The organism is Janthinobacterium sp. 61, from assembly GCF_002846335.1.
Classification (GTDB): Bacteria; Pseudomonadota; Gammaproteobacteria; order Burkholderiales; family Burkholderiaceae_D; genus Janthinobacterium.
Map to the genome: position 1 here is coordinate 482849 of NZ_PJMQ01000001.1, position 12619 is coordinate 495467.

General features: G+C 59.2%; 11 protein-coding genes. 8 read left to right on the forward strand and 3 right to left on the reverse strand.

The window, feature by feature from the left end; all coding sequences use genetic code 11:
• Positions 1-54 precede the first annotated feature (54 nt).
• Both clpB and CLU92_RS02255 read left to right on the forward strand, forming a co-directional pair.
• Positions 55-2661 carry an ATP-dependent chaperone ClpB gene (gene clpB, locus CLU92_RS02250; RefSeq protein ID WP_101480545.1) on the forward strand — a complete coding sequence of 869 codons (2607 nt, stop codon included), beginning with the start codon at positions 55-57 and terminating at the stop codon, positions 2659-2661.
• A gap of 203 nt (positions 2662-2864) precedes the next feature.
• Positions 2865-3986, forward strand: a complete 1122-nt coding sequence (locus tag CLU92_RS02255; RefSeq protein ID WP_101480546.1) for a polyamine ABC transporter substrate-binding protein — start codon at positions 2865-2867, stop codon at positions 3984-3986.
• A gap of 70 nt (positions 3987-4056) precedes the next feature.
• Here the strand turns inward: CLU92_RS02255 and CLU92_RS28070 are convergent, their stop codons facing one another.
• The 3 genes from CLU92_RS28070 to ppk1 all read right to left on the reverse strand — a co-directional run bounded on the left by CLU92_RS28070 (position 4057) and on the right by ppk1 (position 6947).
• Positions 4057-4182 (reverse strand): hypothetical protein, encoded by a 126-nt coding sequence (locus CLU92_RS28070; RefSeq protein WP_254926692.1) that lies wholly within the window; start codon positions 4180-4182, stop codon positions 4057-4059.
• 187 nt (positions 4183-4369) lie between these two features.
• Positions 4370-4828 (reverse strand): phosphohistidine phosphatase SixA, encoded by a 459-nt coding sequence (gene sixA, locus CLU92_RS02260; protein ID WP_101480547.1) that lies wholly within the window; start codon positions 4826-4828, stop codon positions 4370-4372.
• Positions 4829-4853: 25 nt separating this feature from the next.
• Positions 4854-6947: a polyphosphate kinase 1 gene (gene ppk1, locus CLU92_RS02265; protein ID WP_101480548.1), complete on the reverse strand. Its 2094-nt coding sequence runs from the start codon at positions 6945-6947 to the stop codon at positions 4854-4856.
• 271 nt (positions 6948-7218) lie between these two features.
• On the opposite strand from ppk1, the gene pstS reads away from it, so the two are divergent.
• From pstS to CLU92_RS02295, 6 genes are all read left to right on the forward strand, one after another.
• Entirely contained in the window at positions 7219-8268 is a 1050-nt protein-coding gene (gene pstS, locus CLU92_RS02270; RefSeq protein WP_101480549.1) for a phosphate ABC transporter substrate-binding protein PstS, read from the forward strand.
• A 215-nt stretch (positions 8269-8483) separates the two neighbouring features.
• Positions 8484-9455 carry a phosphate ABC transporter permease subunit PstC gene (pstC, locus tag CLU92_RS02275; RefSeq protein ID WP_257560884.1) on the forward strand — a complete coding sequence of 324 codons (972 nt, stop codon included), beginning with the start codon at positions 8484-8486 and terminating at the stop codon, positions 9453-9455.
• The gene (gene pstA, locus CLU92_RS02280) at positions 9452-10339 is read left to right on the forward strand and encodes a phosphate ABC transporter permease PstA (protein WP_101480551.1); all 888 of its coding nucleotides are present in this window, start codon (positions 9452-9454) and stop codon (positions 10337-10339) included. The genes pstC and pstA overlap by 4 nt, the downstream gene beginning before the upstream one ends.
• A 38-nt stretch (positions 10340-10377) precedes the next feature.
• Positions 10378-11160 (forward strand): phosphate ABC transporter ATP-binding protein PstB, encoded by a 783-nt coding sequence (gene pstB, locus CLU92_RS02285; RefSeq protein WP_373629715.1) that lies wholly within the window; start codon positions 10378-10380, stop codon positions 11158-11160.
• 48 nt (positions 11161-11208) lie between these two features.
• The gene (gene phoU, locus CLU92_RS02290) at positions 11209-11919 is read left to right on the forward strand and encodes a phosphate signaling complex protein PhoU (RefSeq protein WP_071078202.1); all 711 of its coding nucleotides are present in this window, start codon (positions 11209-11211) and stop codon (positions 11917-11919) included.
• 5 nt (positions 11920-11924) lie between these two features.
• Positions 11925-12614: a response regulator gene (locus tag CLU92_RS02295; RefSeq protein WP_094444609.1), complete on the forward strand. Its 690-nt coding sequence runs from the start codon at positions 11925-11927 to the stop codon at positions 12612-12614.
• The last annotated feature ends 5 nt before the right edge of the window (positions 12615-12619 follow it).

The following is a 12619-nucleotide window of genomic DNA, read 5'->3' on the forward strand; positions in this document are numbered from 1 at the left end:
AAGCACTGCCTCACCCCAATTTGGTTAACAACTAATTAACCGGGAGCGCTTTTCATGCGACAAGACAAACTCACTACCAAATTACAGGAAGCCCTGGCCGATGCGCAAAGCTTGGCCGTGGGCAACGACAACCCCTATATCGAACCAGTCCATCTGCTGACTGCCCTGTTGAACCAGGACGACGGCGGTGCCCGCTCGCTCTTGCAGCGAGCCGGCGTCAACGTGGGCGGCTTGTCCAAGGCCCTGGGCGCCTCGATCGAACGCCTGCCGAAAGTCTCTGGCACGGGAGGCGACGTGCAGGTCAGCCGCGAATTCGTGGCCCTGTTGAACCTGGCCGACAAGGAATCGCAAAAGGCGGGCGACCAGTTTGTGTCCAGCGAAATGGTCTTGCTGGCCATGACGGACGACAAGTCCGACTGCGGCAAGCTGGCGCGCGAAAACGGCCTGACCCGCAAGGCCTTGGCATCGGCCATCGAGGCCGTGCGCGGCGGCAATAAGGTGGACTCGCAAGAGGCAGAAGGCCAGCGCGAAGCCTTGAAAAAATACACCCTGGACCTGACGGAGCGGGCGCGCAAAGGCAAGCTCGACCCTGTAATCGGCCGTGACGATGAAATCCGCCGCACCATCCAGATCCTGCAGCGCCGCAGCAAGAACAATCCCGTGCTGATCGGCGAACCGGGCGTGGGCAAGACGGCCATCGTCGAAGGCCTGGCGCAGCGTATCGTCAATGGCGAAGTGCCGGAATCGCTGAAGGGCAAGCGCGTACTCTCGCTGGACATGGCCGCCCTGCTGGCTGGCGCGAAATTCCGCGGCGAATTCGAGGAACGCCTGAAATCCGTGCTGAAGGAACTGGCCATGGATGAAGGGCAAACCATCGTCTTCATCGACGAGATGCACACCATGGTGGGTGCGGGCAAGGCCGAAGGCGCGATGGATGCCGGCAATATGCTGAAACCGGCGCTGGCGCGCGGCGAGCTCCATTGCGTGGGCGCGACCACCCTCGACGAGTACCGCAAGTACATCGAGAAGGATGCCGCGCTGGAACGCCGCTTCCAGAAAGTGCTGGTCGACGAGCCGACCGTGGAAGCGACCATCGCCATCCTGCGCGGCTTGCAGGATAAATACGCGCTGCACCACAAGGTGGAAATCACGGACGCGGCCATCATCGCCGCCGCCGAGCTGTCGCACCGCTACATCACTGACCGTTTCCTGCCCGACAAGGCGATCGACCTGATCGATGAAGCGGCGGCGAAGATCAAGATCGAGATCGACTCGAAGCCGGAAGTGATGGACAAGCTGGAACGCCGCCTGATCCAGCTCAAGATCGAGCGCGAAGCCGTCAAGAAGGAAAAGGACGAGGCCTCGTTGCGCCGCCTGGCCTTGATCGAGGAAGAGATCGTCAAGCTGCAGCGCGAATACAACGACTTCGAGGAAATCCTGAAGGCGGAAAAAGCCGTGGTGCAAGGCAGCACGCACATCAAGGAAGAGATCGAGAACGTCAAGCTGCAGATGGAGCAGGCCACGCGTGAAAGCAACTGGCAGAAAGTATCGGAATTGCAATACGGCAAGTTGCCGCAACTGGAGGCCCAGCTCAAGCAGGCTGACAGCGGCATCCCGAAACGCGATCCCGACCAGCCAAAATTGCTGCGCACCGAAGTGGGCGCCGAGGAAATCGCCGAAGTAGTGTCGCGTGCGACGGGTATTCCCGTATCGCGCATGATGCAGGGCGAGCGCGACAAGCTGCTGCATATCGAAGAAAAGCTGCATGAGCGTGTCGTGGGCCAGGATGAAGCGATCACGGCCGTGGCTGATGCTATCCGCCGCTCGCGCGCGGGCTTGAGCGATCCGAACCGTCCCTATGGTTCCTTCATGTTCCTGGGGCCGACGGGCGTGGGCAAGACCGAGCTGAGCAAGGCGCTGGCGACCTTCCTGTTCGATACGGAAGAATCGATGATACGCATCGACATGAGCGAGTTCATGGAGAAGCATTCCGTGGCCCGTTTGATCGGCGCGCCGCCCGGCTATGTGGGCTACGACGAGGGCGGCTACCTGACGGAAGCCGTGCGCCGCAAGCCGTATAGCGTGATTTTGCTCGACGAAGTGGAAAAGGCGCATGCCGACGTCTTCAACGTGCTGCTGCAAGTGCTCGACGATGGACGCATGACTGACGGCCAGGGCCGCACGGTGGACTTCAAGAATACCGTCATCATCATGACCTCGAACCTGGGCTCGCACAAGATACAGGCCATGGAAAGCGATGATCCCGGTGTCGTGAAGCTGGCCGTGATGGCCGAGGTACGCTCGCACTTCCGTCCCGAATTCGTCAACCGTATCGACGAAATCGTGGTGTTCCATGGCCTCGACGAGAAAAACATCGGCGCGATCGCAAAGATCCAGCTGAAGATCCTCGAAGAACGCCTGGCGCGCATGGACATGCAACTGAGCTTGACGGACGCGGCACTGCAGCAAATCGCCGAAGCGGGCTACGATCCGGTGTATGGAGCACGTCCTTTGAAGCGGGCGATCCAGCAGCAGATCGAAAATCCGCTGTCGAAGCTGATCCTGGAAGGCAAGTTTGGCCCGAAAGACGAAATCCGCATCGATGCCCAGAACGGCAACCTGGTGTTTTCGGGTGCGCAAGTGGGGCTGGACAAGGTGTAATCTGGCCGGTCAGTCCCTGCGGGATTGGAATTTGCCCCATTGGGGCAAATTCCCCCGTCGGGTCTGACCCCAGTTTTGCGCTGTGGGGTGTTGGCGCAAGCTAACATCGGCATAATCTAAAGCAGGGCGCGATCAGGGTAGACCTGATCGCGCCCTTCTTGCTATCATCGTCACTATTTTCTGATACTTCTGGAGGCGACACGATGGCAAACACATGGCAAGCAGGACGGCGCATTGGAGCGGGATTGACCTTGGCGGCAGCCGTGCTGGCTTTGCCTGCCCAAGCTCAGGCCCAGGAAGAGAAAGTGCTGAACATCTATAACTGGTCGGACTACATCGGCGACGATACGATCAAGAATTTTGAAAAGGAAACGGGCATCAAGGTACGCTACGACGTTTTCGATAACAACGAAATCCTCAACGCGAAACTGGTGGCGGGCAAGTCCGGCTACGACATCGTCGTACCGACGGCCCAGTGGGCGCGCCTGCAGATCGACGCGGGCCTGCTGCGTAAGCTCGACAAGAGCAAGCTGACGAACCTGGGCAACCTGGACCAGAACTTGCAGGCGAAGCTGGCGAAGATCGACCCGAACAACGATTATCTGGTCGACTGGCTGTGGGGCTATACGACGGTGGGCATCAACGTCAACAAGGTCAAGGCCGCGCTGGGCGCCATGCCCATGCCCGATAATGCCTGGAACCTGGTTTTCGACCCGAAATACGCGTCGAAGCTGAAATCGTGCGGCGTCTCCTTCCTCGACTCGCCATCGGAAGTGTTGCCGGCTGCCCTGCAATACCTGGGCAAGCCCGCCTACTCGAAAACGGCTGGCGACTACCAGGAAGCGGGCAAGGTGCTGCAAGCGATCCGCCCCTACGTGACCCTGTTCAGCTCGTCTGGCTACATCAATGACATGGCCAACGGCTCCGTCTGCGTCGCGCTGGGCTGGTCGGGCGATATCAATATCGCGCGCCAGCGTGCCATCGATGCGAAAAACGGCAATGTGATCCAGGTACTGGTGCCGAAGACGGCCGCCCTGATGTTCGACACCATGGCCATCCCCGCCGACGCGCCCCATCCGAACAATGCGCACCTGTTCATCAACTACATCCTGCGCCCGCAAGTGCATGCCAGCCTGAGCAACAAGGTGTTTTACGCGAATCCGAATCCGGCCAGCATCAAGTATGTACGCAAGGACATCGGCGAGAACAAGGCCATCTTCCTGTCGGACACCGACAAGCAGCGCATGGCCGCACCGGAAGCGACCACGGCCGATATCCGCCGATTGATGACGCGCATCTATACGAAGTTCAAAACGGGAGTGTAAATACAAGGATGGCGCGAGGGACGGGCCTGTAGGCCGTCACTGGCGCCATGCGATATTGCCGAGGTGAACACTACTCGTGGTAGCGGTCCATCAGCTTGTGGTGGCTGCCGCGCATTTCTTCGATCAGTTCAAAGGCGACGAAGCCGATGATGGCGGCGAAGATGGCGATGAAGAGAAAAACGAGGAAGGTTAACATGGTCTTTCAGCCGCCGTTGGACGGCTGTCCGCTGGGTTGCTCAAGGTGCCAGAGCATTGCTCCAACACGTCGTTGATGCAATTAAACTCTAGCAGATCGGCAGCGCTTTGCAAGGCTGCCGAGTTGCAATTCCTACTAGTATTTGTCCCAGCGCACTTTTTGTGCATTAAGCTGTTTCACCGCCCCCTTATTTCACCACCAGGTCATGCGCCATCACAGCTTTCAAGTAGACGCTGATCGGGTCGCCCAATTCTCGCTGCGAGAACCACCAGGCGCTGGCCTTGCGCATCTCCCATTCCTGCTCCTCGCCCGTCAGCAGCAGGGCGGCGGCCTGGCCCAGGGTGGGCTGGTGGCCGACGATGAGCACGGTTTCCTTGCCGCCGGGCCAGTTGGCAGCCTTCAGAATGTCTTCCGCCTCGGCACCTGGCGCCAGTTCCGGCATCAGCTTGAACTTGCGCCCCAGCGCTTCCGCCGTTTGCAAGGTGCGCAGGGCGGGGCTGACGAGGATGCGGCAATTTTCCGGTAGTTGCGAGGCCAGCCATTCGCCCATGCGGCGCGCCTGTTTCTGACCTTTGACGGTCAGGGCGCGTTCGAGGTCGGGCAGGCCCGGCTCGGCTTCTGCGTGTCGCCACAAGATGAGATCCATGCTGTGCTCCTCTGTGTAGAAATGCCTATTCGCCGACCTCCGCGCCCGGCGTGCCCAGTGTATGCATCAGATACTGCTGGGCGCTGAATGGCGTTTGCTTGCCGCGTGGCTTGCGGCGCGCATAGTGGCCTGTCGGCTCCAGTTCCCATGCATTCGTATTATCCTTCAAATACGGATTCAGGCCCTCGGCGATCACACGCCGCTTCAGCGCCCGGTCCAGCACGGGGAATGCCACTTCCACGCGGCGGAACAGGTTGCGGCTCATCCAGTCGGCGCTTGCCAGGTAGACATCGTGCGCCAGGTCGTTGCGGAAGTAGTAAATGCGGCTGTGTTCGAGGAAGCGGCCGATCACGGAGCGCACCTTGATGTTTTCCGACAGGCCAGGCACGCCCGGTTTCAGAGTGCAGGCGCCGCGCACGATCAGGTCGATCTTCACGCCATCGGTCGACGCCGCATACAGGGCGCGGATCACGGATTCATCGACCAGCGCGTTGACTTTCACGATAATGCGCCCGCGCCGGCCGGAGCGGGCGATCTTCGCCTCGTTGCGGATGGCCTTGATGATTTCGCTCTGGAGGCCGAACGGCGCCAGCCACAAATGGTTCAGGTTGTGCGGCTTGGTCAGGCTGGTCAGGTGGATGAAGACTTCGTTCACTTCCACTGCCAGGTCCTGGTTGGCCGTCAGCAAGCCAAAATCCGTGTACAACTTGGTGGTGGTGGGGTGATAGTTGCCTGTGCCCAAGTGAGCGTAGAAGCGCAGCGCGCCTTCTTCGCGGCGGATGACGAGCGCCACCTTGGCGTGGGTTTTCAGGCCCACCACGCCATACACGACTTGTGCGCCCGCCTGTTCCAGCTTGTCGGCCCAGTTGATATTGGCTTCTTCGTCGAAACGCGCCATCAATTCCACGATGACCGTCACTTCCTTGCCCATCTTCGCGGCCGCAATGAGTGACTCCATCAAGTCCGAATTCATGCCCGTGCGGTAGATCGTCTGCTTGATGGCCACAACGGACGGATCGTAGGCGGCACTGCGGATGAAATCGATGACTGTCTGGAAGGACTGGTAGGGATGGTGCAGCAGGATGTCATGCTTGTTGAGCGCGGCAAAGATGTCGCTGCCGATGGCTTTATGCGCCAGGCCCGGGAAGAAGGGCGGGAAGCGCAGCTCGGCTTGCTTGACGTGGTCGATCATCTCCGACAGGCGCACCAGGTTCACGGGGCCATTGACGCGGTATAGACGGCTTTGATCAAGGCTGAACTGGTCGAGCAGGAATTGTGACAACTCCGGTGGACAATTGCGCGCCACTTCCAGGCGCACGGAGGTGCCGAACTGGCGTCCCACCAGTTCGCCCTTCAGGGCCTGGCGCAGATTCTTGACTTCGTCTTCGTCCACCCACAGGTCGCTGTCGCGCGTGACCCGGAATTGCGAATAGGCAATCACTTCGCGTCCGGCGAACAGGTCCGAGATGTGTGCATGGATGACGGAGGACAATAAACAGAAGGACACGCCATCACCGGATATCTCGTCCGGCAGCTTGATGACGCGCGGCAAGACACGGGGCGCCTTGACGATGGCGATCGCCGTGCCGCGCCCGAAGGCATCCTTGCCGCTCAGCGAAACGATGAAATTGAGGCTTTTATTCACCACTTGCGGGAAAGGGTGGGCCGGGTCCAGGCCGATAGGTGTGAGCAGGGGGCGCACTTCGCGGTCAAAATACTGCTTCACCCACGCGCGCTGCGCCTCGTTGCGGTCGCTGTCGCGCAGCAAATGCACGCCCGCTTCGCGCAGGGCTGGCAAGACGTCGCTATTTAATATCTCGTACTGGCGTTCCACCAGCGCATGGCATTCCTTGCCGATGCGTTCCAGATTGGCCGCCAGGACAGGGTGGCCCGCCAGTGAACCGCCGATGCTGCCGGCCGCCAGCAAGCTGGCCACGCGCACCTCGAAGAACTCATCCATGTTACTGCTGACGATGCACAGGTAGCGCAGGCGCTCGAGCAGTGGAATGTTCGGGTCTTCCGCCTGGGCCATCACGCGCCGGTTGAAAGTCAGTTGCGACAGTTCGCGGTCAAGCAAGATGCCCGATTTGGTCACTTCCGTGTGCAGTTCAGGTTTCATATTCTTTTGTCTTTGCAGATAGTTAATTCTAGCCGTATTTCATCATGTATGACGCGCTGTGAGTGTAATCATGAAATATGACGTAAGCGTGACATAAGCTGTCATAAAGCGTCGCCCATTCTGTCATTTTTCGTGCCGGAAATGGCGTTCCCCGGGGCGTAGGCAAATATTTCATGAAATTTTGCGCATGTCATAAAGCTGTCATATTCGCTTGCTAGACTGCGCAGCATTCAACCGGGACTTTGAGCCCTAACAACCCTGAGGACTTGATATGCAAATGAAGCAAATGTTCAAATTTATCGTCGTGGGTGCTTCGGCAGCGATGGCATTTTCTTCCGCTTCCGTCATGGCGGCAGATATGACAGGTGCTGGTGCTACCTTCCCATACCCTATCTACGCCAAATGGGCTGAGACTTACAAAGCCAACACCGGCAACGGCCTGAACTACCAGTCCGTCGGTTCCGGCGCTGGCATCAAGCAAATCAAGGCCAAGACTGTTGAATTCGGCGCCTCGGACATGCCTTTGAAGGCAGAAGAGCTGGAAGAAGCAGGCCTGATGCAGTTCCCTGCCATCATGGGCGGCGTGGTCACCATCGTCAACCTGGACGGCGTGAAGCCAGGCCAGCTGAAAATGACGGGCAAGGTCGTTGCCGACATTTACCTGGGCAAGATCACCAAGTGGAGCGCTCCTGAGATCGCCGCACTGAACACGGGCGTCAAGCTGCCAGACACGGAAATCACCGTGGTGCACCGCGCCGACGGTTCGGGTACCTCTTTCCTGTTCACCGACTTCCTGTCGAAAACCAACCCGGAATTCAAATCAAAAATCGGCGCTGGCTCGGCTGTGAAATGGGCCGTGGGCGTGGGCGGCAAGGGTAACGAAGGCGTTGCCGCTAACGTACAGCGTATCAAGGGTTCGATCGGTTACGTCGAGTGGGCTTACGCCAAGAAAAACAATATGTCGCACACCCAGCTGCAAAACAAGGACGGCAACTTCCTGCAGCCTGACGACGACAACTTCAAGGCGGCAGCCGCTTCGGCACCTTGGACGCAAACCCCAGGCTTCGGCGTGGTCCTGACCGACCAGGCTGGCAAGAACAGCTGGCCTATCACGGGCGTGTCGTTCATCCTGATGCACAAAGTCCAGCCTGACGCAGCCAAGGCAAAAGAAGTCCTGAAATTCTTCGACTGGGCCTACAAGAACGGCGGCGCAGCTGCTGTTGAACTGGACTACGTGCCTATGCCAGCATCGGTCGTGAAACTGGTGCAGGAATCGTGGAAAGCCAATCTGAAAGATGCATCGGGCAAAGCGATCTATTAATTCGATAGCTTGACCAAATAAGTACCGATCCTTGTCCCCGCCAGCAGCACGGCGGGGCAGGGAGTTAGCCAGGACCGCCCGCAAGCCCTTGCAGGCGATCCTGGCTAAAAATAAAACATGAGTTCAAAACAAGCAATACCGGCAGTACCACCCACATCTGGCACAATATGAGCGCACAATCAACCTCCTCCACGATCCCCATGCCAGGCGGCACCATGACCGACTCCATCAGTCACGCGCAAATGCTTTCCACCATGCGCAAGCAGCGCATCCAGGATTTCCTGTTCCACAAGGTGACGATGCTGTTCGCCCTGTCGGTGCTGATCGTCCTGGTCGGCATCATCATTTCGCTGATCATGGAATCGATACCGGCCTTCAAGACCTTCGGCCTGCATTTCATCGTGTCGGCAGAATGGGACCCCGTCAATGACCAGTACGGCGCCCTGATCCCCATCATCGGCACCCTGGTGACGTCCGTCATCGCCCTGCTGATCGCTTTTCCCGTCAGCTTCGGCATCGCGCTGTTCCTCACGGAAATCTGCCCGGCCTGGCTGCGCCGCCCGCTGGGCACTGCTGTCGAGCTGCTGGCCGGCGTGCCATCGATCATCTACGGCATCTGGGGCCTGTTTGTCTTCGCGCCCCTGTTTGCCGACCACGTCCAGCCTATCCTGAAGGCCACGCTGGGCAACGTGCCCGTCATCGGCCAGCTGTTCAGCGGCCCCATGATGGGCATCGGCTTGCTGACGGCAGGTCTGGTGCTGGCCATCATGATCATCCCTTTCATCGCCTCGGTGATGCGCGACGTGTTTGAAATCGTCCCTGCCGTGCTGAAGGAGTCCGCATACGGCCTGGGCTGCACACGCTGGGAAGTGGTGCGCAAGATCGTCTTGCCTTACACCAAGACCGGCGTCGTCGGCGGCGTCATGCTGGGCCTGGGCCGCGCACTCGGTGAAACCATGGCGGTGACCTTCGTCATCGGCAACGCCAACAAGCTGTCGTGGTCGCTGTTTGCCGCCGGTAACAGCATCACCTCCTTGCTGGCCAATGAATTCGGCGAAGCGCAATCGGCGCTGCACGTGTCCTCGCTGTTCTCGCTGGCCCTGATCCTGTTTGTCATCACCTTTATCGTCTTATCCGCCGCCAAGCTGATGCTGGCTGGCATGTCCCGCAAGGAAGGCACGAAATGAGCCAAGTGAGCACCCTCGACGTTCCGGCCAAGCCGGCCATGAATCCCGTCTACCGCAAGCGCCTGCTGATGCACCGCATCGGCATCGCCCTGTCAGTGGCGGCCATGGCCCTGGGCCTGGCCGTGCTGGTATGGATTTTGTTCACGCTGGTGATCAAGGGTTTCGGTGCCTTGTCGATCGACCTGTTCACGCAAACGACGCCGGCCCCCGGCAGCGAAGGCGGCGGCCTGATCAATGCCATCGTCGGCAGCGCCCTGATGGTGGGCCTGGCTACCGTCGTCAGCACCCCGATCGGCATCCTGGCCGGCATCTACCTGGCCGAATACGGCGAAGAAAACAGGCTGGCGCAAGTGACGCGTTTTGTGACGGACATCATGCTGTCGGCGCCATCGATCGTCATCGGCCTGTTCGTGTATGCGCTGTACGTGGCGCATGTCAAGCACTTCTCCGGTTACGCGGGCGCCATCGCGCTGTCGCTGATCGCCGTGCCGGTGGTGGTGCGCACGACGGACAATATGTTGCGCCTGGTGCCGAACAGCCTGCTGGAAGCCGCGTTTGCCCTCGGTGCGCCGCGCTGGAAGGTCGCCACCCTGGTGCGCTTGCGCGCCGTCAAGGCTGGCGTGATCACCGGCGTACTGCTGGCATTGGCCCGCATCGCCGGCGAAACGGCGCCGCTGCTGTTCACGGCCCTGAATAACCAGTTCCAAAGCTTTAACATGAATGCGCCGATGGCCAACTTGCCGTCCGTCATCGCATCGTTTGCGATGAGCCCGTACGACAACTGGCGCTCGCTGGCCTGGGGTGGCGCACTGCTGATCACCTTCAGCGTGCTGGCCTTGAATATCCTGTCGCGCACCGTGTTCAGCCAAAAAGTCCCTAATTAAACAGATATCGAGCGAAGCGAACCCACATGAATACGCAAATGAATCCAGCACAAGACCTGGCACCAAAGAAAAAAACCATCGAAATTTCGGGCCTGAACTTCTTTTACGGCAAAACGCAAAGCTTGCATAACGTCAACCTGGACATTCACGAGAAGAAGGTTACCGCTTTCATCGGCCCGTCCGGTTGCGGCAAATCGACCCTGCTGCGCACCCTGAACCGCATGTACGACCTGTACCCGGGCCAGCGCGCGGAAGGTTCCATCCTGTACCGCGGCCGCAACGTGCTCGACGCCGACCAGGACGTCAACATGCTGCGCGCCAAGGTCGGCATGGTGTTCCAGAAGCCCACGCCGTTCCCCATGTCCGTGTATGACAACATTGCCTTCGGCGTGCGCCTGTATGAAGACCTGTCGAAGGGCGAGATGGACGAGCGCGTCGAGTGGGCCCTGAAAAAAGCGGCGCTGTGGGGCGAGGTCAAGGATAAGCTGAACAAGAGCGGCCTGTCGCTGTCTGGCGGCCAGCAGCAGCGTTTGTGCATCGCGCGCGGCGTGGCCGTGAAGCCGGACGTGTTGCTGCTCGATGAGCCGACCTCGGCGCTGGACCCGATTTCGACGTCGAAGGTGGAAGAGCTGATCAGCGAACTGAAACAGGATTACACGATCGCCATCGTGACGCACAATATGCAGCAGGCGGCGCGCTGCTCCGATTACACGGCCTATATGTATCTGGGCGAACTGGTGGAATTCGGCGAAACGGACCAGATTTTCATGAATCCGGCCCGCAAGGAAACGCAGGATTACATCACGGGCCGCTTCGGCTGATCTGCCCAGAATAACGACATACAAGACAACTGAATACGGAGAGACAGCATGTTAGGCGAACATTCATCCAAGCAATACGACAACGAACTCGAAGCGATCCGCTCGAAAGTGCTCCTGATGGGCGGCATCGTTGAAACCCAGTTCCTCGACGCGATGACGTGCTTTCGCATCGGCAATCCGGAACGCGCCGACCGCGTGATGCGGGAGGACGACGTCGTCAACCAGCTGGAAGTCTCGCTGGACGACGCTTGCAGCCATTTGATCGTGCGCCGCCAGCCGGCCGCCAACGATTTGCGCACCATCATGGCCACCATCAAGGTGATTACCGACCTCGAGCGCGTAGGCGACGAGGCGACCAAAATCGCCCGCGTGGCGAAGAATCTGCACAAGCGCGGCAACGGCGTCGTCAACCATTACGAGATGGTGCGCGGCATTGCCAACACGGCCACCGACATGCTGCACGACGCGCTCGATGCATTCGCACGCAACGATGGCAAGCAGGCCTTACAATTAATTGCACAAGATGCCATCATTGACCATGAGTTTCGGTCTATCATGCGCAACTTGATCACCTTTATGATGGAAGACCCGCGCACGATTTCGGCGGCGCTCGATACCCTGTGGGTGGCCAAGGCCATCGAACGCATCGGCGACCATGCGAAAAACATCGCCGAATACGTGATTTACGTGGTTGAAGGCAAGGACATCCGCCACACCAAGGTGGCTGCTCCCGCCATTTCCGAGGAGCTCCCTGAGTAAGCTTTATGGCATCTGATAAAACCACGGTATTGATTGTTGAAGATGAGCCGGCCATCGTTGAATTGGTGACTTATTCGCTGCGCGAATCCGGCTGGAATTGCTGTTCCGTACAAAACGTTGCCGATGCCTGGGATTTCATCCAGCACCGCACGCCGCACCTGATCTTGCTGGACTGGATGCTGCCGGACCAGACGGGCTTGCGCCTCCTGTCGCGTATCCGCGCGGACCGCAATTTCGCCGCCATCCCCGTCATCATGCTCACCGCCAAGAGCATGGAAGAAGACAAGCTGGCCGGCCTGAACAGCGGGGCTGACGATTACGTCACCAAGCCGTTCTCGCCGCGCGAACTGCTGGCGCGCGCCAAGGCTTTGCTGCGACGCAAGAGTCCGGAACACGCGCAGGCGCCCATGCGCGCCGGCAACGTGGCCTTGGACCCTGTCAGCTGCACCGTGATGATGGATGAGCAGAAGATCGATATCGGCCATGCCGAATACAAACTGCTGAAATTCCTGCTGGCCCATCCGGAGCGCGTGTTTTCGCGCAGCCAGTTGCTCGACAAGGTGTGGGGCGACCATGTGGTGATCGAGGAACGCACGGTTGATGTCCACGTATTGCGCTTGCGCAAAGCCTTGAAAGAGGCGGAAAGCCTGATCAAGACCGTGCGCAGCGTCGGCTACATGTTGTCTGAAAAGTAAAGCCT